We start from the raw sequence: 22469 nt of genomic DNA, 5'->3' as shown, positions 1-22469 counted from the left end.
CCAGTTCCCGTTGTTCAACTGGGCTCTCCCGGATCGGTGCGCAGCCGCGCGAAGTCGTCCGGGTCGCGCAGCAGCCGGCCGAGGGCGCTGACCGGGAACACCAGCCGGTAGAGGTGGTAGTTGATGTAGAAGTCCCCGGGGAAGCCGGTACCGGTGTACTGCGGCTCGTCCCAGCCGCCGTCGGACCGCTGGGTGCGTACCAGCCAGTCCACCCCGCGCCGGATCGACGCCGAGTCGTCGGAGCGGGCGGCGTGCAGGGCCAGCAGCGCCCACCCGGTCTGCGAGGCGGTGGAGTCGCCCTGCCCCCGCCAGGCCGGGTCGCGGTACGAGCGCATGTCCTCGCCCCAGCCCCCGTCGGAGTTCTGCCGCCGGTGCAGCCAGCAGACCGCCCGGGTGACGGCCGGATCATCCCGGCGTACCCCGGCGGCAATCAGGGCCGGCACCACCGCCCCGGTCCCGTAGACGTGGTTGGCACCCCACCGGCCGAACCAGGAACCGTCCGCCTCCTGCTGGCGCAGCAGCCAGGACACGCCCCGACGGACCGGTATCGAACCGGCCAGCCCCTCCGCGCAGAGCGCCTCCACCACGTGCGCGGTGACGTCCGCGCTCGGCGGGTCGATCACCTCACCGAAATCACAGAACGGCAGGTCACGGGCGATTGCCCGGGTGTTGTCCGCGTCGAACGCGGCCCAGCCGCCGTCGGCGGACTGCATCCCGCACAGCCACCGGACCCCACGCTCCATCGCCGGCCGCAACGCCGGAGGCGCACCGGTACGCCGCAGCGCCAGCAGCACCTCGGCGGTGTCGTCGGTGTCCGGATAGCCGTCGTTGTCGAACTCGAACGCCCAGCCGCCGGGGGCGACCCGGGGGCGGCGTACCGACCAGTCGCCGGGGACCCGGATCTCCTCGGCCAGCAGCCACTCGGCGGCGGTGGTCAGCGCCGGATGGTCGGCCGGCACTCCGGCGTCGGCGAGCGCGACCATCGCCAGCGCGGTGTCCCAGACCGGCGACTGGCACGCCTCCAGCCGGCGTACCGGGCCGTCCGTGGTCTCCTCCCGGACGGTGAACCGCTCCAGCCCGGCCAGCCCGCTGCGCAGCACCGGATGGGAGAGCGGATAGCCGAGCAGGTGCAGCGCGATCAGCGAGTAGACCCACGGCGGCTGGATGCCGCCCCACGACCCGTCGGCCTCCTGCCGCGCGACGATCCACTCCGCCGCCCGGCGCAGCGCGTTGCGGCGTACCGGGCCGACCGGGTGGCGCTCGTAGCCGCGCAGCGCGGCGTCGAGCCGGTGCATCCAGCGACCCTTGCTCCCCGGCGCCGCCGACTCCGCCGGCAGGCCGGTACGCAGTTCGCCGAGCGAGAACCCGAGCGGGCGTACCGGGCGCAGCGAGCGGACGATCGACAGCGGCACGATGGTCTGCCGGGCCCAGCAGGCGAAGTCGTGGACATTGAGCGGAAACCACGACGGCAACAGCACCACCTCGGGCGGGATCGCCGGCAGCCGGTGCCACGGCCACTCGCCGAACAGTGCCAGCCAGAGCCGGGTGAAGACCCGGCTGCGCTCGATGCCGCCGCGCGCGAGGACGAACTCCCGCGCCCGGCACATGTGCTCGGCGTCCGGCGGGTCGCCGGCCAGCCGCAGCGCCGCGTACGCCTCGATCGTGGTGGAGAGGTCGCCCGGCCCGCCGTAGAAGGTGGCCCAGGCGCCGTCCGCGCCCTGCTTCGACCGGATCCACCGGGCCGTCGGCGCGGTCTCCACCTCGGTACGGATGCCCAGGAACTCCCGCAGCAGCAGGTCCTCGGCCTCCATCGTCACGTTGGTCTCCAGCTCGCCCTGCCACCAGCCGCCCGGCTGCTGCCGGGACAGCAGCAGATCCCGGGCCCGGTCCAGGGCCGCCTCGGCGGTGTGCCGCGACCCGTCGCCGCCGGTCTCGGCGGGGCTCCCTCCCCTGGTCTCGGCAGGACTGCGTCCCTCGGTCTCGGCAGGACTGCGTCCCTCCGTCTCGGCAGGACCCCGCGCCCCGGTGAGCGTGCCGCTCGCCGGTGAATCGGTCGGGCTGCCGTCGCTGGTGGAGAGGGTCGAGCCCATCAGTGGTCCCGTCCCGTCATGAAGTGCGCGATCGCCACCAGGTCGGCGTGCACGCCGGAGCGTTCCGCGGCCGAGCCGGGCTCGCCCAACTGGTCCAGCTCGGCCAGCGCCTCGGTGAGCAGCCGGTCGGCCTGCTTCTCGGTCCAGTCCCGGGCGCCGGTCTCCTCGATCAGCGCGGCGGCCAGGCTCAGGTCCGGGTCGGAGAGGTCGCCCGGTCGGGCGTACAGCTCGGCGAGCTGCTCGCCGGCCGGACCGCCCGAGGTGAGGGCCCGGACCACCGGAACCGACTTCTTCCGGGCCCGCAGGTCCGACAGGACCGGCTTGCCGGTGACCGCCGGTTCACCCCAGATGCCGAGCAGGTCGTCCACGAGCTGGAAGGCCAGGCCGAGGCGCTCGCCGTACCGGGCCAGGCCGTCCACCAGCACCGACGGGGCGCCGCAGAGCACCGCGCCGAGCGTCGCGGAACAGGAGAGCAGCGCCGCCGTCTTGTCCCGGGCCATCGCGAGGCACTCGTCGAGGGTGACGTCGGCCCGGGACTCGAACGCCACGTCGGCCGCCTGCCCGGCGATCAGCCGGCGGATCGCCGTGTGCATGGTGGTCAGTCCCGCGCGTACGTCCAGGGCGGGGTCGTCCGCCAGCACCTCGTCGGCGAGGCCGAGCAGGGCGTCCCCGGCCAGGATCGCCGGCCCGACGCCGAACGCCGCCCAGGCCGTCGGCCGGTGCCGCCGCTCCAGGTCACCGTCGATGACGTCGTCGTGCAGCAGCGAAAAGTTGTGCACCAGCTCCACCGCGACCGCCGCTGGCAGACCCCGGCGTACCGGCTGGCCGGCGGCCTGGGCCGAGAGCAGCGCCAACGCCGGGCGCAGCCCCTTGCCGCCCCGGCCGGCGGGCTCGCCGGAGGTGTCCCAGTAGCCGAGCTGGTAGCCGGCGACCAGCCGGGTACGCTCGTCGATCCGTTCCAGCGTCGCCCGGATCTCGGGCTGGACGAGTTCGTCCACCTGGGCGAGGACGCTGGGCAGCATCACGGTCATGTCCTCTCCTCGCTGCGCTCGTCGCCATGACCTCGACAACTGAGCCCCTCGATGACCTCACTCCGCTCGGTCATACCGTCCCCTCGCTGCGCTCGTCGTCGCCATGACCTCGACAACTGAGCTGCCTGATGCCCGAGCTCCGCCCGGTCATAGCGTCTCCTCGCCGCGCCCGGTCGTGCCGGCGCCTGGCGTCTCGGCTGGTGTCGACCCGAGGTGGGCGAGGACCACGTCGGCGGCGCGGTGGCCGCTGCGTACCGCGCCCTCCATCGTGTCCGGCCACCCGGTGTCGGTCCACGCTCCGGCCAGGGCCAGCCCGGGCGCCCGGGTCTGGGCCGGTGGCCGGGCGCTGCGGGAACCCGGCTCCTGCCGGAACGTCGCCCGGGGTTCCCGGGTCACGAACGCGTCCCTGACCCGGGCCTGCCGGGCTGCCGGGAAGAGTTCCGCCAGCGCACCCAGATAGGTCCGGACCAGCTCGCTCGCCCGGACGCTCAACACCTGCTCGGCGGCGGAGATGGAGACCACCAGGTACTGGCCGGACCCACCGGGCGGGGTCCGATCGAAGACCCACTGCACCGGGGTGTCCAGCCCGGCGGCGAACTCCAGATCGGTGACCCGCTGCTGGTAGTGCACGTGCACGTTGACGATGGGCGCGGCACCCAGCCGGGCCCAGCGCGCCCGGTCGGGAGCGGCCTCGTCCGGCACCAGCCGGGCGGCCTGCGGATGCGGCACCGCCAACACCACCGCGTCGACGGTCAGCTCGATGCCGTCGCCGGAGACCTGGAACCGGCCCTGGTCGGTACGGATCCGCTGAACCCGTACGCCGGTGCGGACCGTCGCGCCGCGCTGCCGGAGCAGTACGGTGGCCGGTGCGCCGTGCAGCTCGGACAGCGGCGCGGTCGGCCGGCCGATGTCGGCGGCGTCGGCCCGGTCGAGCAGCCCGGTCCGGAAGACCCGGGCGGCCAGCGCCAGCGAGGCCCGTTCCGGCGGGGCGTTCAGGGCCGCGGTGCAGATCAGCTCCCAGAGCCGGGCCACGGTCGGCGCGTCCTGCCCGTGCGCGGCCAGCCAGGCGCCGAAGCTGACCCGGTCGGCGGCCGGGTCGTCCGGCTCGACCCGGCGCAGCGCGGCCGCGGCCCGGACCGCTGCCAGCCGCTGCCCGACCCGCAGCGGGCGGTAGCCGAGCAGGGCCGGCAGCAGGTGGGCCGGGGCCGGCAGCCGGCGGTTGCTGGCCAGTACGTGCGGCGGCCCGCCGACCCGCAGGATCGGCACCGCGAATCCGTCCTGCACGGCGGCCCGGTCGGCGCTGCCGAGCCGGACGAGCAGGTCGCGGTACTGCTGGTAGCAGCGGAGGAAGACGTGTTGCCCGGTGTCCACGGTCAGTTCGCCGCGCCGGAACGAGTACGTCGCGCCGCCGAGCGCGGGACGGGCCTCCACCAGGGTCACCCGGTGCCCGGCGTCGAGCAGCCGCACCGCCGAGGCGATGCCGGCAAGTCCACCGCCCACCACGCAGACTCCTCCGTCGGTCACGGTGCGCTCCGGGTCATCGCCCGCGCCGCGACATACGCCTTCTCCCAGCCGGGCAGCGAGACCCGCTGCCGGGTCACCGCCAACGGGTCGGCGATCATCCGGGCCAGCAACCGGTGGTAGATCCCGGCCATCGCCGCCACGCAGGCCGCACTGCGCCGGTCCAGCAGCGGCAGCAGCCGCAGACCCGTCTGGTAATAGCGCTCGGCCCGGTGCGCCTGCCAGCGGAGCAGCGCGGCGAGCCGGTCCGGCGGGTCGGTCAACGTGCCGTCCGGGCCGAGTTCCAGGGTGCAGCCGAACCGCTCCAGGTCGCGGCGGGGCAGGTAGACCCGGCCCGCGGCCCGGTCCTCCACGATGTCCCGCAGGATGTTGGTCAGTTGCAGCGCGATGCCCAGGGTGTCGGCGAGTTCGGCGGCGGCCGCCCGGTCCGCCGAGGGCCGGAGGACGAAGACGCCGAGCGAGAGCCGGCCGATGGACCCGGCGACGCAGCGGCAGTAGCCGACCAGCTCCTCGAACGTGGAGTACCGAACGCCCCGGACGTCCGCCACGCAGCCGTCGATGAGTTCGTCGAAGGCGGCCACCGGAATCGGCAGCCGGGCCGCGGCGTCGGCCAGGGCGACCAGCACCGGGTCTCCGCCGGCCTCCGGCAGCCGGTGCAGCGCCGCCCGGACCTGGTCGAGCCGGGCCAGCTTGGTGGCGGCGGGCAGATCGCCGTCGCCGATGTCGTCGATGCGCCGGGCGACGGCGTACACGGCGCAGAGCGCGGCGCGCCGGTCGGGGCGGAGCAGCCGGATCCCGTACGAGAAGTTGCGCGCTTGGCTGCGGGTCACCCGGGCGCACTCCCGGTATGCGCGCTCCAGCCCGGCGTCGGCGGTCATCCGCGCACCCCGCTCGGGCGCAGCGCGGCCCGGGGCGGCCAGTACGACCTGATCCAGGCGGCGGCGATCCCGGCCCGGGACGGTTTGGGCGGCCCGGGCAGCGGGTCGTGGTCGGCCCGGGCCAGGGCGGCGAGCGCGGCCCGCCCACCGGCGACGTATCCACTGACGGCCAGCCGGGCCCAGCCGTGCAGGTCGCCGACGAGCGGCGCACCCGCGTCGAGCAGGTCGGCGGCGCGCTGCGCCTGGCGGCGGACGACGCTCCGGAGCCGGTCGCCCGCCCGGGACGCGTCGAGGTCCTCCTCGGACACCCCGGCCGCGGCCAACTCCTCGGTCGGCAGGTAGATCCGGCCCCGGCGCCGGTCCTCGGCGACGTCCTGGAGATGCTCGACCACCTGCAAGGCGGTGCAGATCCGGTCGGAGAGCCGGATCCGGTTCGGCGAGGCGGCGTCGAAGACGTGCAGCACCAGCTCGCCGACCGGGTCGGCGGAGAGGTGGCAGTAGTCGACCAGGGCGCCGAAGGTCGGATAGCGGGTCACCACCTGGTCGCGCCGGTTCGCCTCGATCAACCGGAGCAGCGGGTCGACCGGCAGCCGGCAGTCGACCACGGTGGGCGCCAACCGGACCAGTACCGGGTGCCGGGGCAGGCGGCCGTGATAGAGGGCGCGTACCTCGCGGTCGAACCGGTCCAGCCTGCCGAGCCGGGTGGCCGGCGTCTCGTCCCGGCCGGCCTCGTCCGGCTCGTCACCGAGGTCGTCGACGTAGCGGGCGTACCAGTAGAGGGCGAGCAGGTGCCGGCGGATCCGTGCCGGCAGGACGCGCAGCGCGACCGGGAAGTTCTCCCCGGTCAGTACGGTGTCCGGCTGCCGGCGCCCACCCGGCCGATTCGCGGACGGATGATCGGGAGCGTCGTCGGTCAGATGAAGCACGCTGCCGCCTCTCGCGAGGTCCAGCCGGCTCAGCGGGGCCGCGCCAGACCGCCGCGCCGGATTGGTCGTAACCCACCACTCGCGCTAAGTAATCTTCACCGAGAGTACCCAACTTCCCACGCTCGGCGGTGCGGCCTGGCGAATTCCTCTCGGCGTGTTCGCCCGCCCGCCGAGGCGTACCCCCGGCCGGGCGGGTCGGGCGGTGGATCGACGGTCGCGGGTCGGCGTGTCAGCTTGACTGGGTACGCCGGGCCATCCAGATGCCGATGGTCATCGCCGCGACCGCGACCAGGCCGAAGAAGAGGCGGGGCCCCTGCAGCGACAGTTTCTCCTCGAAGGCGAAGACCCCGATCAGTACGCTGGTGAAGGGGTCGAGCAGGGCGATCGCGGTCAGCGGGGCGGCGATCGGGCCGCCCTGGAAGGCGTTCTGGTTCAGCGTCAGCGCGGTACCGCCGACCAGGATGAGGACGTAGAGGTGCCAGTCCGTGAGGACCTCGCCCGGATGGTCCGGCAGCTTCTCGATCACGCTCTTCACCAGGGCGGCGGCCATCGCGTACAGCAGTCCGGTGGCGATGCCCAGCATCAGTCCCCGGGTCGCGTCCTGGGTCCGCCAGGCCACCAGCAGACAGATGGTGACCAGTGCGCCGATCGCGGCACCCACCCCGATCCAGGCCCACGTCTTCGGCTCCTCCACCCCGCCGCGCGGGTTCGCGGCGAGCAGGAACCCGGTCAGCCCGATCACCCCGATCACCACCACCAGCATGTCCCGGCGGTGCGGCCGGCGACGCTCGAGCGCCGCCTCCAGCGGAATCGCCATGAAGAGCCCGCTGACCAGCAGCGGTTCGACCAGGGCCAGCGCACCGAAGCGCAGCGCCAGCGCCTGTAGGAAGGTGCCGAGCGCGTCCGGCAGCCAGCCGAGCAGCCACAGCCGCCGGTGCAGCAGCCGGAGCAGCAGCCGCGGGTCGATGGTCCGGGTCGGCCGTTCCCGTTTGGCGGCACGCTGCTCCAGTACCGAGCTGACCGCGAAGCAGGCGGCCGAGGCGAGTCCGAGCAGGATGGCGATGCCGTTCACGGGGTAGCACCTCCGGATCGGGCCCACCGGACCGCCCCGGCACCGGGCCGGCCGGCCGGCGCCCCCGGGACAGGCCGGGCGGCCCGATCTGTGGCCCCCACCTCAGCCTTGCCGGTCCGGGTGGTTCGCCGGGTGCCCACCGTCGACCCGGGGCTGGTCCGCGCCGATCCGCAACCTCGCCACGCCGGCCCGCAGCCCCACCCAGCGGGTCAGCGTCCGGCGGGACGGCACCGCGGCCACGCCGGCCGGGACCTCGGCCGGGACCTCCGGATCGGCCGGCACCACACCGTCGACCAGGGCGGGAGCGTCGAGCGGCGCCGCACCGCCGACCAGCCCGGCAGCGCAGAGCGGCTGGTCGACCAGCGACGGCGTGGTGGCCGGACCGGCGGCGTCGAACGGGGACAGCACCTCCCGCCCGCGCCCCTCCGTCGGCCCGGCCACCGCACCACCCCGGGCGACGTCGGCGACCACCGTCGCGGGATCGGTCTCGAAGAGGGCCAGCCCGGCGGCCCGCTGCCGCTCGCCGGCCGTACCGTCGGCGAGCCGGACCAGGGTCGGGCCCAGCTCGGCCGCGCGGCGTACCCAGGTCGCCACCCCGGCCCGGGCCATGGTGGCCGCGTTCGCCCGGCCGTGTCCGGGGATCGGCCGGTAGGTCGCGACCGGCAGGCCGCAGGCCATCGCCTCCAGCGCGGTGAGACCACCGGCGTTCTCCACCAGGACGTCGGCGGCGCGCAGCAACTCCGGCATGTCGTCGACCCAGCCGAAGACGTATCCGGTGCGGCGCCGCTCCAGCCGGCGGAACAGCACCTCGTTGCGACCGCAGACCACCACCGGGACCGCCGCCCCGGTACGCGCGATCTCGGCCGCCGTCCGGGCTACCGCGCCGATCCCCCAGGAGCCGGCGACCAGCAGCGCCAGTCGGGCGTCGACGGGCAGGCCGAGGCGCTCGCGGGCGCGGCGCTTCTCCGCCGCCGACCCCGGGCAGAAGCCGGCCGAGACCAGCCGGCCGGCCACCCGGACCTCGCCGGCGCCGAGCGCCCGGGCCTCGGCCCGGGTGGTGCGGTGCGCGGCGCAGTGCACGTCGATGCCGGGCGACACCCAGATCGGGTTCACCGCGAAGTCGGTCAGATAGGTGATCACCGGTACGGCGAGCCGCCCCTCCCGACGCAGCGGCCCGACGATCTGGCTGACCACCGGGTACGTCGACACCACCGCCCGGGTGTCCGGAGGCAGCATCCGGAGCACCCGTGGCCACACCGGTCGGAGCAGCGCCCGGGTGATCGGCGCGGCCCGGCTGAAGTTGCCGCCGATCGCGAAGAGCAGCCCGTAGATCCACGGCAGCCGGCTCAGCATTCCGTGGTAGGTGCCGCGAAGCAGCCGGCCCAGTCCCCACGGGAAGATGTCGGCCAGGTCCACGCAGTCCGCCAGCAGGCCGCGTTCGCGCAGCCGGCTGGCCAGTTCGCGGCTCGCGCCGTCGTGCCCGGCGCCCGCGCTGGCATAGATGATCATTACACGTGGACGCCGCTCACCGATGCCGCCGGCAAGCGGCTCGGACGCCTCCTTGCGGTTCGTCTCGTACCGCCCGGATCTGAACGTCATCCGGCCATCTACCCGCAGGAGGTGCGAAGAATCCTCGGAAGGCCACACCGGCTTCCGCAGGGCGGAGCGGACCCCTTTCCGGCGGTGCTTCTCCGCGAAGGTCCCGACCCGGACGCCGGGCGGACGTAGACTCCGGGTACCCCGCGACAGCCGGCCCACGCGCGAGAACGCGCCGCCGGCCGGAGCCCCGGCCCACCGGGAGGTCGCCATGCGGGTCCTGATCGTCACCGCTGGCTCCCTCGGCGACGTCACGCCGTACACCGGCCTCGGTGCCCGGTTACGGGCCGCCGGTCACCGGGTGGCGGTCGCCGCCCCGGCCCCGTACGCCGACCTGGTCACCGGGGCCGGGCTCGACTTCCGGCCGATCGCCGGTGACCTCTCCGCGATCCGGGCCGCCACCGCTGGCGAACACCGCTCCTGGACCGTGCCGGGCGCCCCCGGGCTGGTCGACTTCGTCCGGCTCGGCGGCCGGTTCGTCGGCGATCTCGGGACCGGCATCGCGAGCGCGGCGGGGGCGGACACCGACGTACTGCTGCTGTCCAGCACGACCGCACCGCTGGGCTACTCGGTGGCGCAGTACCACGGCATCCCGAGCCTCGGCGTCTTCCTCCAGCCGACCGCTCCCACCAGCGCGTTTCCGCCGATCGTGCTGGGCCTGCGGTCACTGGGCGGCTGGGGCAACCGGCTCGCCGGCCGGCTCGGCCGGCGACTCGCCCACCGGGTGTACGCCGACGCCTCCCGCCGGCTGCGCGCGCAACTCGGCCTGCCACCGGTCGGACTCGCCCGGCTGGAGCGCCACGCCGCCGCAGACGGCTGGACGGTGCTGCACGGGTTCAGCCCGGCCGTGCTGCCCCGGCCACCGGACTGGCCGGCCGGGCTGGACGTGGTCGGCTACTGGTGGCCGCTGGCCCACCCCGGCTGGTGCCCGCCGGCCGAACTGGTCGACTTCCTCGCCGCCGGCCCGCCCCCGGTCTACGTCGGCTTCGGGAGTCTGGCCGACAGCCGGGACGGACTGCACGCCCTGGTCGCCGGTGCGCTGCGCCGGGCCGGGGTACGCGGCGTGTTGCAGGGGCTGTGCGACGCCGGACCGGCACGGGCCGAACCTCAGGACGGGGACCTGCTCGCCGTCGGGGACGTACCGCACGAGTGGCTCTTTCCCCGGATGGCCGCGCTGGTCCACCACGCCGGTTCCGGCACCACCGGTGCCGGACTCCGCGCCGGGGTGCCGGCGGTGCCGGTACCGATCCTCGCCGACCAGCCGTTCTGGGCCGCCCGGCTGGTCGCCCTCGGGGTCGGCCCGGCGGTGCTGCCGTACCGCCGGCTCGACGAAACCGGACTGGCCGCCGCGATCCGGGCGGCGGTGACCGAGCCGGGGCTTCGACGCCGGGCCCGGGCCCTCGGCGACCGGCTGGCGGCCGAGGACGGTGCCGGCGCGGTGGTGGCCGCGGTCGACCGGCTGGCCCGTTGACCGGTCGACCGCGGCCCGCTCAACCCCGGCTCACCCGGATCCCCGGGTGGCCGGTCCCGCGCTGGTCAGAGCTTTTCGTAGCAGGGCCGGTCCAGGGTGTACGCCTGCGCGGTCGGGCCTGCGGTCAGCGGCCGGACCTGGGTCACCCCGGTCGGGGCGGCCCGGTCCGGCCGGTACACCGCGGAGACCCGGACCGCCCCGTCGTTCGGGCCGGCGGCGTAGTTGCCGGCACCGGCCGGCAACATGCCCTCGTAGTCGACCGAGGTCAGCGACTTGACCGCGGCCAGCACCCCGGCCCGGGTCAGGTCGCCGTCGGCCACCGCCTTGGTCAGCGCGGCCTTCATCGGATACGACCACACCCAGCCGGCGGTGTACCCGTCGTTCGGGGTGACCTGGCCCAGCGCCTGGCGCAGCGCCTGGTGCCCCGGGGTGTCGGTGCCCCACGCGTCCCACGGCGCGGTCTGCTCGTAGCGGGCCAGCAGGGCCGGGGCGGCGGCACTCTGCAACAGCGCCGGGTTCCAGGTCGGGCTGGTACCGATGAAGCGGCCGGTGAAGCCCCGGGCCGCCGCCTGGCCCACGATCGCCGCCGCGTCGGCCGGCCCCATGGTCAGGATCACCAGGTCCGGCCGGCCGGAGAGGATCGCCTGGATCGCGCCGGCCTGCTTGTCCGCGCCGGTGTCGGTCTTCACCGCGGTGAAGCCCAGCCCGAGGCTCTGCGCGGCGAGCTTGGCGCCGGCCGCCGCGTCGTCGCCGTAGTCCCCGGCCAGGTGTACGGCCAGCACCGACTTCACCCCGTGCGCCTCGCGGGCGTAGTCGAGCGCGTTCATCGACTCCAGGCAGTAGTTGGCGCCGGACTCGACGATCACGTCCTCGAAGGCGTACGCCGAGGTCCAGGCGGCCGGCGCCGCGACCACGCTGCTGGCCTTCATATCGGCCAGGATGGCGGCGGTGGTCGGCGAGCCGAGGGTCTGGGCCAGGGCCAGCACGTTCGGCTTCATCTCCTGGTACACCTGGTTGTGCGTCTGCGGGTTGTATTTGTTGTCCCGGATCCAGCGGGTCACGTCGACCTCGTAGTCGCCGATCCCACCGGCGGTGTTCACCCGCTTCCAGAACGCCTTCTGCGCGTCGGTGATCGGCACCGCCAGCGCCCGGAACGGCCCCTCGGTCAGGTCGGAGATGATGCCGAGATAGATGCAGCCCTTGTTCCGGTCCACCGCCTCCGGACACGGCTCGGCGGTGACCCCGACGTCGGTCTTCACCCCGGAGGCGTCGGTCTCGGTGTCCCCGCCGCGACATGCGGCGAGTGCGGTGCAGAGCAACAGGGCGACGGTCACGGCGGCGACCCGACGCGGTCCGGAGCCGGACAGACTGTTCCTTCCCATGGCTACCTCACAGGTCAGTAGGAGCAGCTCAGTGAACCTTTCAACCTCTCCTTGCGGTCCGTCGTGGCCGGAGGTGGGAGTCGGGGCGGACGCGCCGCGCGGTTCAGGTGGAAAAAGGTTCAGTAGGAGAACGGCCAGGTTCTCCAGTAGTTGCGGACCCGTACCCAGATCCCGAACAGGCCCCGGGGCTCGAAGATGAGGAAGACGACGAGAAGTACGCCGTAGAGGATCGTCTCCACCTGGAAGACGTTCGGCACCTCGTTCGGCTGGGCGCTGAGGAACGGCACCCACGCCTGCAACTCCCGGGTGAACCGGGGCAGCAGGGTGATGAAGAACGCCCCGGCGATCGCGCCGGAGATGGTGCCCGCACCGCCGATCAGCACCATCGCGATGTACTGCACGGACAGCAGCAGGCTGAACGAGCCCGGGTCGAAGAACCCGGTGATGGTGTAGAGCAGCGCCCCCGCGCAGCCGGCGTACGCCGACGAGACGGCGAAGGCGATCGTCTTGTACCGGGCCAGGTTCACCCCGATCACCCCCGCCGCGATGTCCCGGTCCCGGATCGCGGTGAACGCCCGCCCCACCTTCGAGCGGGCCAGGTTGGCGGCGGCCAGCGCGAAGCCGAGCAGGAGCAGCAGCATCAGCCAGTAGAGCTTCTGGTCCCGGGTGCCGAGCGGGCCGGTGGCGGCGATCGGCTGCCCGAAGAACTCCAGGGTGGCCGCCGGCCGGCCGACCCCGGCGCCGCCGGTCAGCGCCGACCACTCGCTGAAGACGTGCTGTCCGATGAAGACCAGGCCGAGGGTGACGATCGCCAGGTAGAGCCCGCGCAGCCGGGTGGCCAGCGGGGCCACGACCACTCCGGCCAGCCCGGCGGCCAGGCCGGCGGCGGGCAGCCAGACCGCGATGTTGGTGATCCCGAACCCGATCACCCGGCCGTCCGGGTCGCCGCTGACCGCCGCCGCCGTGTAGGCGCCGACCGCGAGGAAGAACGCGTGCCCCAGCGAGACCTGGCCGGCGTACCCGGTGACCAGGCCCAGCCCGATCGCCCCGATCGCCGCGACGCAGCAGAGCGCGAGCAGTTGCAGTACCTCGTCGGTGAGCAGGAACGGGCACCCGAGGGCGACGGCCAGCAGCACCGCCATCGCCGCCCGCTTGGCCGGGGTGTCGAAAAGGCTCAACTCTTGCGCGTACGAGGTGTGCAGGTCGGGACGTCCGCGCAGCCGGGTACATCGGCCGGTGGCGCTCATCTACTACCACCCGAGAAGCCCCTGGCTGCAGCCATGGGGAGGTAAGGGTAGCCCGAGCTGTGGAAATGTCGTACCCGGCGGGGACGCTGGTCGGTGTGGAGGAAGTGGTGCGGTACACCTACCGGTTGCGTCCCGGCGCGGCTGCGACCGCCGCACTCCTGGCCGAGTGGGGCCGTTGTCGCTGGCTGTGGAACGAGGCCGTGCACCAGCAGAAGTCCCGGCGCAGGCCGACGTTCTGCAAGCTGTCGAAGCTGCTGACCGAGGCCCGTGCCCGGTCGTCGTGGCTGCGTGACGGTTCCCAGGTCGCCCAGCAGCAGGCGCTGCGCACCTACGCCGCCGCCCTGAACGACTCGTTCAAGGTCAAGGGCCGTGGCCGGCCGAAGGTCAAGCGGCGCAAGGACGCCCGGCCGAGCCTCGAATACACCAGGCGCGGCTTCTCGATCCGGGACGGTCGACTGCGGCTGTCCGGCGGCGTGTCGGCGCCGGTCGTCTGGTCCCGGGACCTGCCGTCCGAGCCGACCAGTGTCCGGGTCTACCGGGACAACCTTGGCCACTGGTACGCCTCGTTCGTCGTCCGTCGTGAGGTCGCCGCCGCGCCCGACGCGGACGGGGCGATCGGTGTCGACTGGGGTGTGACGACGACCGCCACGACCACCGACCCGGTCTACGACCTGCCGCACCTCGGCCACCGAAAACGGTGCGCCGCCGAACTGGCCAGGGCGCAGCGCCGGATGGCCCGACGCCGACGGGACAAGGGCGCCCGGCCGTCGAACGGCTACCTGCGGGCCAAGCACCATGCGGCGAAGGTCGCGAAAAGGGCGGCCCGCCAGAACACCCACGACGCCCGGGTCTGGGCGAGGCAGGTCGTCGACAATCATGCGACGATCGCCGTCGAGGACTTCAGGCCGACATTCCTGACCAGGTCCCGGATGGCTGCCCGTAAGGCCGCCGATGCGGCAGTCGGCGCCGCGAAGCGGGAACTGATCGACCGTGGCATGCGGGCGGGCCGGAAGGTGGTGCTGGTACCGCCCGCCTACACCACGATGACCTGCTCGCAGTGCGGTACGAGAACCAAGCACCGCCTCGGGCTGGGGGTCAGAGTCTTCCGGTGCGACACCTGCGGGCACACCGCCTGCCGCGACCGGAACGCCGCGAGGACGATCCTCGCCACGGCAGAGCGCGACCGTGCCGGCGCCGACGACATAAGACATGCGATCACCTCCTTCCGGGGAGGGCGTTCGGATGCGGTCCGAGCCAGAAATCCCCCGGCTTCCAGCCGTAGGGAAGCGTTAAACCCGTTCCACCTCCCTCGTGCCGAAGAGCCCGTACGGGCGGACCAGCAGGACCAGCAGCATCAGCACGTACGGGCTGATCACCGAGACGTTGCCACCGAGCCAGGGCGCGTGCTGCTGGTAGGTGGCGGTGAGTTCCTGGATCGTGCCCACGGCCAGCCCGCCGACCACCGCGCCGGGCAGCGAGTCGAGCCCACCGAGGATGATCACCGGCAGGGCGGTCAGCGCGATCAGCCAGAGCGCCGCGTCGACGCTGGCCCCGGCGGCGGCGAAGGTGCCGGCCACCGCTGCCAGCCCACCGGCCAGCCCCCAGGAGAGGGCGAAGACCGCACCCACCGAGACGCCCTGGGCCAGCGCCGCCTCCTGGTCGTACGCCGCGGCCCGCATCGCCAGCCCCATCCGGGTGTAGCGGAAGAAGGCGAAGAGCCCGACGATCAGCACCGTGGTGGCGAGCAGTGCGGCGAGGTGCCGCTGTTGCAGGTCGATCCCGGTGCCGGGGACCGCCACCGTACGCAGCCCCCACGGGTCTCCGACGTGCCGGACGTCCAGCCCGATGAACCCGTTGACCACCACCCGGACGGCGACGTCCACCCCGAGGGTGATGATGGCGACCACGAACGCCGGCCGGCCGACCATCGGGCGCACCGCCACCCGTTCCACCCCGAGCGCCAGCCCGGCGGTGAGTACGGCGGCGACCGGTACCGCCACCCAGAAGCCGACCGGCCCGGCCAGATAGGTGACCAGCACCGCGCCGGCCAGCATGAAGGCGGGCTGGGCGAAGCTGATCACCCGGGTCGCCTTGTAGATGATGACGAAGCCGAGGGCCAGCAACGCGTAGACGCTACCGGTGCCCAGGCCGCGCAGCAGGCTCTCGACCAGCTCGGTCATCCCGCCTCCCCCGGTCCGGTGTCGGCCGCCTCCGGAACGGTCTTCGCCGGACCGCGGGCGTACAGCTCGTCGATCAGGTCGGCGAAGCGTTCGGCGACGGCGGCCCGGCGTACCTTCTGGGTGGCGGTCAGCTCGCCGTCGTCGTGGTCGAGTTCCTTGGGCAGCAGCGCGAACCGCCGGACCTGCTCGACCGGCGCCCGCCCGGCGTTCACGGCGGCGACCAGCCCCTCGACCAGGGCCCGGATCTCGGGTTTGCCGGCCAGGTCCCGATAGGTGGTGTACGCCAGCCCGCGGCGCTGCGCCCACTCCCCCACGGTCTCCAGCTCGATCCCGATCAGCGCGGTCAGGTACGGCCGGCGGTCGCCGACCAGGATCGCCTCCTTGACGTACGGCGACGCCTTCAGCGCGTTCTCGATCTCGGAGGGGCCGACGTTCTTGCCACCCGCCGTGATCATGATGTCCTTGGCCCGGTCGGTGATCCGCAGGTGGGTGCCGTCGACCCACTCGCCGACGTCGCCGGTGCGCAGCCAGCCGTCGGCGTCGAACACCGCCGCCGTCGCCGCCGGATCCCGGTAGTAGCCGGCGAAGACACCCCCGTGCCGGGTCAGGATCTCCCCGGTCTCCTCGTCGATCCGCACCTCCACGCCGGGGTGCGGCTCGCCGACCGTGCCGAGCCGGACCCGGCCCGGCCGGTTGCCGGTGGCCACCGCGGTGTTCTCGGTCATCCCGTACACCTCGTGCATCCGGATGCCGATGCCCATGAAGAACCGCAGCACGTCCGGGGCGATCGGGGCGGCACCGGAGGCGGCGTACCGGACCCGGCGCATCCCGATCCGTACCCGCAGCGCCCGGTAGCAGAACAGCCAGCCGATCCCGTACGCCAGCCGGGTGCCGGCGGTGTGCCGGCCACCGGTCCGGACCAGCGTGCCGGCGATCCGGTCGGCGACCCCGAGCCACAGCCGGGCGTTCCACCGCTTGACCGGCGAGGCGTTGGCCAGCCGGATGGTCACCCCGGCGAGGATCTTCTCCCAGATCCGGGGTACTCCGAACAGGATGGTCGGCTGTATCTCCCGCAGGTTCGACTGCACGGTGTCGATCGACTCGGCGAACGCCACCTGCACCCCGGCACCGGCGTTGAACCAGGTGGTGAAGATCCGCTCCGCGACGTGGCAGAGCGGCAGGTACGACAGCAGCAGGTCGTACGGCCCCGGCGGCGGATCGGTGAACCCGCCACCGTCGACCAGTACCCGGATCGCGAAGTCCACGTTGGCGACGGTCAGCATCGCGCCCTTGGCCGGGCCGGTGGTGCCGGAGGTGTAGATCAGCGTGGCGACGTCCCCGGCGGTCGCGGCCGCCATCCGGGCGGCGACCGCCCCGGGCTCGGCGGCCCGGTGTTCGGCGCCGATCGCCAGCAGTTCGTCCCAGCCGAGCAGTGCGGGGTGCCGGTAGCGGTGCCGGATGCCGCGCGGTTCGAGATAGACGATCCGCTCCAGCTCCGGGCACGCGTCGATCACCTCGAGCGCCTTGTCGACCTGCTCCTGGTCCTCGGCGATCAGCACCCGGGCGCCGGAATGCGACAGCAGGTAGCCGACCTCCGGCGGCGGATTGGTCGGATAGAGCCCCACCGTCATCGCCCGCAGCGCCACGGTCGCCACGTCGGTGAAGAGCCACTCCCGACGGTTCTCGGCGTGGATCGCCACCCGGTCGCCGGGCTGCACGCCGAGCGCCAGCAGCCCGTGCGCCACGGTCTGCACCGTGTCCCAGTAGCCGGCCCAGGTCACCTCCTGCCAGATGCCCCGGTCCTTCTCCCGCATCGCCACCGCGTCCGGGGTGGCGAGGGCACGGTCCCGGACCCGTACCGCGATGGTGCTGGCCGGGACGGCGCCGGCCGGCGGGTCGGCGGTGCCGGCGGTGGTGGTCGCGGTCACCGAGACGGCGGCCGACACGGTGTCGTCGGCGACGGGTTCGGTCATGGCCGCTCCTCCCGTCGCGGATCGTCGCCGCCCTGCCCGGGGTCGCGCCGGCCGTCAGTGGTGCCGGACGCGCTGCCGCCGAGGTAGGCCCGTACGACGTCCGGGTGGTGCGGGATCTCCGCCGGGCTGCCGGTCGCGACGACCTGGCCGAAGTCGACCACCAGTACCCGGTCGGCCAGGTCCATCACCAGGCCCATGTCGTGTTCGACCAGCACGATCGGGATGTCCAGCTCGTCGCGGATGTCGAGGACGAACCGGGCCATGTCCTCGGTCTCCTCCAGGTTCATCCCGGCGACCGGCTCGTCCAGCAGCAGCAGTTTCGGCTCCATCGCCAGGGCCCGGCCCAGCTCGACCCGCTTCTGCACCCCGTACGGCAGCAGCCCGACCGGCATCCGGCGCCACCGTTCCAGTTCGAGGAAGTCCACGATCTCCTCGACCGCGGCCCGGTTGGCGATCTCGGCCCGCCGGGCCCGGCCCAGCCAGCCGATCGCGGCGAGCGGGCCGTAGCGGATGTGGTGGTGCCGGCCGAGCAGCAGGTTGTCCAGCACGGTGAGGTTGCCGAAGAGTTCGACGTTCTGGAAGGTCCGGGCCATGCCCAGCGCGGCGATGCTGTGCGGCCGGCGACCGACCAGGTCCACCCCGTCGAAGACGACCCGGCCGGTCTGCGGCCGGTAGACCCCGGAGAGGACGTTGAAGATGGAGGTCTTGCCCGAGCCGTTCGGCCCGATGATGGCGAAGAGTTCGTGCCGGCCGACCGTGAAACTCACCCCGTCGATGGCCCGTACCCCCGCGAAGTGCAGCCGGACGTCCTCGAAGCGCAGGATCGGGTCGTCCTCGACCCGGCCCGCCGCACGCTCGGCCGCCGCCACGGCGGTCACGACAACCACCGCTTACGCCGCCGGTAGTGCTTGACCTCCCGGAACGACCGCCGGCCGGCACCGGCCGCGGCGCCGAGACCGAGATAGAACTCCCGGATGTCGTCGTCGGCCAGCAACTGTTCGGCCGGCTTGTCCAGCACCACCTGGCCGGTCTCCAGTACGTAGCCGTGGGTGGCCAGCGAGAGCGCCATGGTGGCGTTCTGCTCGACCAGCAGCACCCCGGCACCGGTCGAGTTGATCGCCACGATCAGCTCCCGGACCTGGTCGACCAGCCGGGGGGCGAGTCCGAGGCTGGGTTCGTCGAGCAGCAGGTAGCGCGGCTGCGCCATCAGCGCCCGGCCCATCGCGAGCATCTGCTGCTCGCCACCGGAGAGATATCCGGCGGTGTGCCGGCGGCGCCGGGCCAGCACCGGGAAGAGTCCGAAGACGTGCTCCAGCCGGGCCGGGATCTGCCGGTACGCGGTGTGTCCACCCAGCCGCAGGTTCTCCTCCACGGTCAGTTCGGCGAAGATCCGGCGTCCCTCCATCACCTGGCAGACGCCCCGGCGGACCACGGCGGCCGGGCGGAGCCGGTGGATCGGTTCCCCGTCGAGCGTGACCGTGCCCTTGGTGACCGCGCCGTCGTGCACGTCGAGCAGGCCGCTGATCGCCCGCAGCAGGGTGGTCTTGCCGGCGCCGTTCGCGCCGAGCAGCGCGACGATCCCGCCGGGCGGTACGGCGAGGCTCACCCCGCGCAGCACCAGCATCACGTCGTCGTAGACGACCTCCAGATTGCGCACCTGCAGCATCCGGGAACCCCCGGTTCTCTGTTGTGGCGCGGCTCACAAAGTTACCGGACATTAACCACGGCGCAACGTCCCGTCAAGAGCATCAGTGCTACGGGCGCCCATTCCACCGGATCGGTGGAGGCTGGGCGTACCGAGTAGCGTCCCTTGTGGACTCGCAGGCCGGTCGGCGCCCTGGCCTGCCACCGCTCTCGGTCGACGGGCTCGTGGGTGTCGCCAGTGTGTGCCTGGTGCGCCGTCTTCGAAGGTGGTGATCGGGCAACCCGTTGCTTCCGGTTACCGTTCGGGCTGGTGATCTCCTGACGTCGGGTCGTGTGTCCGAGGTGGCGTGGGGATGGGGTATCTGCCGGAGACACTGTCGAGCTGCCCCGCTTGTGCGCCCACTGTCTCGGGCTGTCCGAGCCCCGACCCCCGCCGGCCGGTCGACCGCATCACCACGCGCCGTCTCGACAACCCGGCTCTCCGTGCCCCGTCTGTGCACCCAGCTCGACAGTCTGCGCACCGACTTCTCCCCGGTCGGCCGTCGGGCCGCTCATCCTGTCATCCGATGTGCGGCGCCGCCCCAGCCAGCCAGTGATCGATCCGGAGCCGGACCGACTCGTGCATCTGGAGATCCGCGACGGCAGCCGGTGCGAACCAGCCGACCTCGGTGGACTCGTCGCTGACCGCGAGCGTGCCGCTGGCCGGGCGTGCGGTGAACGCGACCACGAACTCCTGTCGCACCTCCCCGTCGGCGTACGCGATCAGGTGCCGGGGGTCGGTGTAGATCCCGAGGATGCCGGTCAGCTCGACGTCGAGTCCGGTTTCCTCCCGGACCTCCCGGATCACGGCGTCGCCGAGGGTCTCGCCGAGATTCATCGTGCCGCCCGGCAGCGACCAGTTCCCGGAGTCCGCCCTCCGCTGAAGCAGGATGCGGCCCTGCTCATCGACCACCAGCGCGGCCCCGCCGGGTACCAGCGAGTTCGCCGCCGGCGCGGACGGATCGTCGAAGTAGTCCACGCGCCGGCTCACCGGCTGACCTCCCCCTTCTGCACTGTGTCCCAGACCTGTAGGAACTGCTACCGAAGGCGGACAGCCGGCGGAGATGCGGTTCGTGGCCGTCGCCAGCGTGTGCCTGGTCGCGATGGGCGGGCGGACCGCCGATCGGTGTCAGTGACCCGGGGCGATGACCGGTGTACCGTCCGAAGTGGCGGTTCGGGGTTACGGCCCGGACCGCCACCACCCCAGTCGTAACCTGGGAGCACGCCATGCCACACCCGCCCATCGTCGACCCACGATTTCCGGCACGCCTGCGCGAGCTACGGACCGCCCGCGGCCTGTCGCTGCGGGACCTGGCCCGCCGCACCTACTACGGCAAGAGCCAGCTGCACGACCTTGAGACGTCGAGGAGCCGGCCAACCGTCGAAGCCGCCCGGCGTCTGGACGACGCCCTCGAAGCAGGCGGGACGCTCGCCGCGCTGGTCGTCGAAGCACCGGCCGTGACCACTCCCGACGACGACCAGCGGATCGCGTACGTGCTCACCCAGCCCTCTCGGCTGGACGCTGCCACCGTCCGAACACTCGCCGACACGTTGGCCGCCCAACGCCGCCTTGACGATGTGCTGCCGGCGCCGGTGATGCTGCCGTGGTCCGTGCCGCAGTGGCGCACCGTGCAGGGCCTCGCCGAGCAGGCCCGTGGCCCGCACGCGGCCGAACTGCACGAGGTCATCGCCGAGTGGACCCAGTTCATCGGCTGGCTGTACGCCGAGGGCCGCGACGACGCCGAGGCGACGCGGGTGTTGATCGACGCCGCCGACCAAGCCGATGCGGTCGACAGCGGCCCGCTCGCGGCGCAGGTCGAGAACTTCCGGGGCTACCTGGAGCGCCAACGCGGCAACCCACGCGGCATCGTTCGGCACTTCCTGGCCGCGTACCACACCCCCAGTGCAACCGTGCTGCAACGGGTCGGCGACGCGGTACAGGCAGCGCACGGGTACGCGCTGCTCGGCGACCGAGACGCGGCCGGGCGTCTGCTCGGCGAGGCCAGCGACCTTGCCGAGGCGGCCGAGACCGCGACCGCGCCGGCAGCCGCTTACTGGCTGACGCCGACGTTCTCCCGGATGGGTCTCGGGCTGACGTACCTGGCGCTCGGTGACAAGGCCGCCGCCGCCGACAACCTGCGTACCGGGCTGGACGGCTTGCCGGACGATCAGCGGGATGCCGAGTGGACGATGGAGTACCGCGAGGCGCTCAGCACCTGCTGACGGAGCTGTCCGGATCACCGCACAGGGCACCGGACATGCGGCGGACGCCGACAAGCTGGACCTCACCGTGCCAACCGGGCGAGGCTGCGGGTAGGGATGCTGGTCGGGTATACGCAGCCGGCAACCGTGCCCCTGGCCGGTCGGGCCGGTCCTCCCCCGTGGGTAGGCCCGGCCGGCACCAGCCATCCGCCCAGCTGAGCGGCGCTCCGTCATCTGCGATCCGGGGCGCTGTGGCGCGCAGGAGGTCCGCCGTGATCCAGCAGACGCAGCAGCAGACCGACGAGCAGGTCGTGGCCCAGCACCTCGCGGGGCACCGGTGTGCGGAGTGCGCACCCAGGGGCGGCTGCATGCGGATGCTTCGGGTCATCCGCCGCCGCCAGGCACGTACCGACCTCGCCGCCGCGCTCGCCGCCCGAACCGAGGTGACGGGACGGTGATCCGGATGGTGCGGCGCTGGCTGACGGTGGAGTGGCCCGTCCCGGTCGAGTGCGCCTTCGCCCGCCTGGTCCTCGGCACGCACGCGCTGCGGGAGTGTGGCCGGTGCGGGCCGGACGGCTGCCCGCTCTGGTCGTGGGCGGCCGAGGTCCACCGGCGGGAGCACGCGGTCAGGGTGCTGCTCGGCGGTACCCTGCCGGCGGCGGTGACGGCCGGGGACGTCCGCGCGGCACTGGAGCGGGTCCGGTGAGCATGGTGCCGGAGAGCGCGCCGGGCCTGGCGATCACCTGGGCACACCGGATCATCATCGACCACGCCGAGGGTCGCGGCTGCGGCCAGTGCCGGGCCCGCTGGTGCCCGACCGCCGAGTGGGCGCTCTGGGTAGTTGTGACCGAGCACTTCCCACCCCCGGTCGGAGAGAAACTGGTGACCACCGTCGCGCGGCAGGTGCTCACCAACCACTGGCCGTACGGTGTCGACGGCTGCCGGCCGTGCGGCCTGCCGGACTGCACCCGGATGCAGGTCGCGGCGACCTGGTTGCAGGTTGTCCGGGACGACTACCTGCCGCCAGCGGTTCAGGCCCTTCGCCCGACGGTGGTGCCGACGGACGAAGAGTTGCGCCGGATCACCGGATTGGAGTGACGAGAGGAGAGCCGGGAGGGTGGTGCACCGAATTAAGGCAACCGGCGCCGAGCGGAGAGCGTGCGACGAGGTGGTGGCGAAGCTGTCGCCGACGGAGGGGACGACAACGGATCGGGGCA

General features: G+C 73.2%; 19 protein-coding genes and 1 pseudogene. 6 read left to right on the top strand and 14 right to left on the bottom strand.

Annotated features, from left to right (window positions below; translation table 11 throughout):
• Nucleotides 1–14 precede the first annotated feature (14 nt).
• The 7 genes from shc to ACQEVC_RS29285 form a co-directional block, all read right to left on the bottom strand.
• Nucleotides 15–2090 carry a squalene--hopene cyclase gene (shc, locus tag ACQEVC_RS29315; protein ID WP_432883825.1) on the bottom strand — a complete coding sequence of 692 codons (2076 nt, stop codon included), beginning with the start codon at nucleotides 2088–2090 and terminating at the stop codon, nucleotides 15–17.
• The gene (locus ACQEVC_RS29310) at nucleotides 2090–3121 is read right to left on the bottom strand and encodes a polyprenyl synthetase family protein (protein ID WP_432883822.1); all 1032 of its coding nucleotides are present in this window, start codon (nucleotides 3119–3121) and stop codon (nucleotides 2090–2092) included. The genes shc and ACQEVC_RS29310 overlap by 1 nt, the downstream gene beginning before the upstream one ends.
• A 147-nt stretch (nucleotides 3122–3268) precedes the next feature.
• Nucleotides 3269–4645 carry a hydroxysqualene dehydroxylase HpnE gene (gene hpnE / locus ACQEVC_RS29305; RefSeq protein WP_432883820.1) on the bottom strand — a complete coding sequence of 459 codons (1377 nt, stop codon included), beginning with the start codon at nucleotides 4643–4645 and terminating at the stop codon, nucleotides 3269–3271.
• Complete coding sequence (gene hpnD / locus ACQEVC_RS29300) at nucleotides 4642–5520, bottom strand: presqualene diphosphate synthase HpnD (protein WP_432883817.1); 879 nt, start codon at nucleotides 5518–5520, stop codon at nucleotides 4642–4644. Before hpnD ends, hpnE begins: the two co-directional genes overlap by 4 nt.
• Complete coding sequence (gene hpnC, locus ACQEVC_RS29295) at nucleotides 5517–6446, bottom strand: squalene synthase HpnC (protein WP_432883814.1); 930 nt, start codon at nucleotides 6444–6446, stop codon at nucleotides 5517–5519. The genes hpnD and hpnC overlap by 4 nt, the downstream gene beginning before the upstream one ends.
• A 229-nt stretch (nucleotides 6447–6675) precedes the next feature.
• Nucleotides 6676–7518, bottom strand: coding sequence for a DMT family transporter (locus ACQEVC_RS29290; protein ID WP_432883812.1), 843 nt, complete (start codon nucleotides 7516–7518; stop codon nucleotides 6676–6678).
• A gap of 102 nt (nucleotides 7519–7620) precedes the next feature.
• Nucleotides 7621–9117 (bottom strand): glycosyltransferase, encoded by a 1497-nt coding sequence (locus tag ACQEVC_RS29285; protein WP_432883809.1) that lies wholly within the window; start codon nucleotides 9115–9117, stop codon nucleotides 7621–7623.
• A 208-nt stretch (nucleotides 9118–9325) separates the two neighbouring features.
• On the opposite strand from ACQEVC_RS29285, the gene ACQEVC_RS29280 reads away from it, so the two are divergent.
• Nucleotides 9326–10585: a glycosyltransferase gene (locus tag ACQEVC_RS29280; RefSeq protein WP_432883801.1), complete on the top strand. Its 1260-nt coding sequence runs from the start codon at nucleotides 9326–9328 to the stop codon at nucleotides 10583–10585.
• Between the two features lie 65 nt (nucleotides 10586–10650).
• Here ACQEVC_RS29280 and ACQEVC_RS29275 read toward each other — a convergent pair whose 3' ends face one another.
• Nucleotides 10651–11967, bottom strand: a complete 1317-nt coding sequence (locus tag ACQEVC_RS29275) for an ABC transporter substrate-binding protein (RefSeq protein ID WP_432883799.1) — start codon at nucleotides 11965–11967, stop codon at nucleotides 10651–10653.
• A 119-nt stretch (nucleotides 11968–12086) separates the two neighbouring features.
• Nucleotides 12087–13214 carry a branched-chain amino acid ABC transporter permease gene (locus ACQEVC_RS29270; RefSeq protein ID WP_432883797.1) on the bottom strand — a complete coding sequence of 376 codons (1128 nt, stop codon included), beginning with the start codon at nucleotides 13212–13214 and terminating at the stop codon, nucleotides 12087–12089.
• Nucleotides 13215–13279: 65 nt separating this feature from the next.
• Here ACQEVC_RS29270 and ACQEVC_RS29265 point away from each other — a divergent pair.
• A pseudogene (locus ACQEVC_RS29265) lies at nucleotides 13280–14371 on the top strand (RNA-guided endonuclease InsQ/TnpB family protein); the annotation flags it as partial.
• 132 nt (nucleotides 14372–14503) lie between these two features.
• Here ACQEVC_RS29265 and ACQEVC_RS29260 read toward each other — a convergent pair.
• The 5 genes from ACQEVC_RS29260 to ACQEVC_RS29240 form a co-directional block, all read right to left on the bottom strand.
• Complete coding sequence (locus ACQEVC_RS29260) at nucleotides 14504–15394, bottom strand: branched-chain amino acid ABC transporter permease (RefSeq protein WP_318393959.1); 891 nt, start codon at nucleotides 15392–15394, stop codon at nucleotides 14504–14506.
• The gene (locus ACQEVC_RS29255) at nucleotides 15391–17367 is read right to left on the bottom strand and encodes an AMP-dependent synthetase/ligase (protein WP_432883794.1); all 1977 of its coding nucleotides are present in this window, start codon (nucleotides 17365–17367) and stop codon (nucleotides 15391–15393) included. Before ACQEVC_RS29255 ends, ACQEVC_RS29260 begins: the two co-directional genes overlap by 4 nt.
• Complete coding sequence (locus ACQEVC_RS29250) at nucleotides 17364–18245, bottom strand: ABC transporter ATP-binding protein (protein ID WP_432883791.1); 882 nt, start codon at nucleotides 18243–18245, stop codon at nucleotides 17364–17366. Before ACQEVC_RS29250 ends, ACQEVC_RS29255 begins: the two co-directional genes overlap by 4 nt.
• Nucleotides 18242–19033: an ABC transporter ATP-binding protein gene (locus ACQEVC_RS29245; RefSeq protein WP_432883789.1), complete on the bottom strand. Its 792-nt coding sequence runs from the start codon at nucleotides 19031–19033 to the stop codon at nucleotides 18242–18244. Before ACQEVC_RS29245 ends, ACQEVC_RS29250 begins: the two co-directional genes overlap by 4 nt.
• 537 nt (nucleotides 19034–19570) lie before the next feature.
• A complete protein-coding gene (locus ACQEVC_RS29240; RefSeq protein WP_346256556.1) occupies nucleotides 19571–20041 on the bottom strand; it encodes an NUDIX domain-containing protein in 471 nt (156 codons plus the stop codon).
• 236 nt (nucleotides 20042–20277) lie between these two features.
• On the opposite strand from ACQEVC_RS29240, the gene ACQEVC_RS29235 reads away from it, so the two are divergent.
• From ACQEVC_RS29235 to ACQEVC_RS29220, 4 genes are all read left to right on the top strand, one after another.
• On the top strand, nucleotides 20278–21273 hold the full coding sequence (locus ACQEVC_RS29235) for a helix-turn-helix domain-containing protein (protein WP_432883786.1): 996 nt from the start codon (nucleotides 20278–20280) through the stop codon (nucleotides 21271–21273).
• Between the two features lie 251 nt (nucleotides 21274–21524).
• The gene (locus ACQEVC_RS29230; protein WP_432883783.1) at nucleotides 21525–21710 is read left to right on the top strand and encodes a hypothetical protein; all 186 of its coding nucleotides are present in this window, start codon (nucleotides 21525–21527) and stop codon (nucleotides 21708–21710) included.
• Nucleotides 21707–21958: a hypothetical protein gene (locus ACQEVC_RS29225; protein WP_432883780.1), complete on the top strand. Its 252-nt coding sequence runs from the start codon at nucleotides 21707–21709 to the stop codon at nucleotides 21956–21958. The genes ACQEVC_RS29230 and ACQEVC_RS29225 overlap by 4 nt, the downstream gene beginning before the upstream one ends.
• Nucleotides 21955–22350 (top strand): hypothetical protein, encoded by a 396-nt coding sequence (locus ACQEVC_RS29220; RefSeq protein ID WP_432883777.1) that lies wholly within the window; start codon nucleotides 21955–21957, stop codon nucleotides 22348–22350. The genes ACQEVC_RS29225 and ACQEVC_RS29220 overlap by 4 nt, the downstream gene beginning before the upstream one ends.
• Nucleotides 22351–22469 lie beyond the last annotated feature (119 nt).

Source organism: Plantactinospora sp. CA-294935, from assembly GCF_050936445.1.
GTDB lineage: Bacteria > Actinomycetota > Actinomycetes > Mycobacteriales > Micromonosporaceae > Plantactinospora.
The sequence above is the reverse complement of the archived record's forward strand: the minus strand, read 5'-3'. Positions and strand labels throughout refer to the sequence as shown.